The organism is Rhizobium sp. S96, assembly GCF_030382195.1.
Taxonomy (GTDB): Bacteria; Pseudomonadota; Alphaproteobacteria; order Rhizobiales; family Rhizobiaceae; genus Rhizobium.
On the sequence record NZ_JAUDRY010000034.1, the window covers coordinates 1 to 1,272 of the forward strand.

A 1,272-nucleotide genomic window follows, 5' to 3' on the forward strand; every position below is an offset into this window, starting at 1 on the left:
TGACCTTGCCCCGTTGAAATAATCCATTTTGAAGTAAGCTCTGGCCCATTGAGAGGACCAGGGAATGAAGCGCAGCCGTTTCACAGACGAACAGATTATCGGCATTCTGAAGGAGCACGAGGCGGGTACGCCGGTCTCGGAGCTTTGTCGCAAGCACGGCGTCAGCGATGCCAGCATCTATAAGTGGAAAGCCAAGTTCGGTGGCATGGAGGTGTCGGAAGCCAAGCGACTGAAGACGCTGGAGGACGAGAACACGAAGCTGAAGCGGCTTCTGGCGGATGCCATGCTCGACAATGCAGCTTTGAAAGACCTTTTGGGAAAGAAGTGGTGACGCCCGCAGCAAAGCGGCGAGCTGTCGCGCATCTGATGGACCAACATCGGATGAGCGAACGGCGGGCGTGTAAAGCCATCGGCTTTTGCCGGATGACGATCCGTTACGAAACCACGCGCAGCGATGACCATGATCTTCGCGAGCGGATGAAGGCGCTGGCGCATGAACGCCGCCGTTTTGGATATCGACGCCTACATGTGCTGCTCAGGCGTGAGGGCCACCTGGTGAACCACAAGCGGCTCTTCCGGCTCTATCGGGAAGAGAAGCTGACGGTGCGCAAGCGCGGCGGCCGCAAGCGAGCGATAGGCACACGAGCACCGATGCTGATCCCGCTTGCCGCCAATTATCGCTGGTCACTGGACTTCGTATCGGATCAGTTCACCGATGGTCGCAGGTTCCGGGTTTTGACGGTCGTCGACGATTGCACCAGAGAATGCCTGGCACTCGTCGCCGACACATCGCTTTCCGGCCTGCGAGTTGCCCGTGAGCTTGATCGGATCATCGAGGAACGTGGCAAGCCCAGGATGATCGTCAGTGACAATGGCAGCGAGTTCACCAGCAACGCGATCCTGCAATGGGCCGACCGGACGACAGTCGATTGGCACTACATCGCACCGGGCAAACCGATCCAGAACGCCTTCATCGAAAGCTTTAATGGACGGCTGCGAGACGAGCTCCTGAATGAAACGCTCTTCTCGTCACTGACCCATGCTCGATCAGCGCTTTCAAACTGGCGCAGCGATTACAACGATCATCGACCACACTCTGGACTCGGCTGGATGACACCTGCCGAGTTCGCCCGGACAATCAACCCGCGACGTGATGCGGTGCTGCGCAGCCGGAATGGCTCCGCACCACAACCCGCCGCTACCGCCCCAAATACAGCAACCCAAAACCGCCGGAGCGAACTTAAAACTGGATAAAACTTGGGGGCAAGGTCA

1 protein-coding gene is annotated in these 1,272 nt (G+C 58.1%); it reads left to right on the plus strand.

Features of this window, described 5'->3' with window-relative positions:
• Positions 1-64 precede the first annotated feature (64 nt).
• Positions 65-1,254, plus strand: a protein-coding gene (locus tag QTL94_RS24840) for an IS3 family transposase (protein WP_289803363.1) whose coding sequence is annotated in 2 segments (ribosomal slippage) — positions 65-314 and positions 314-1,254 — 1,191 coding nt in all. Because the reading frame shifts where the segments join, the coding sequence is not laid out codon by codon here.
• Positions 1,255-1,272: the final 18 nt, after the last annotated feature.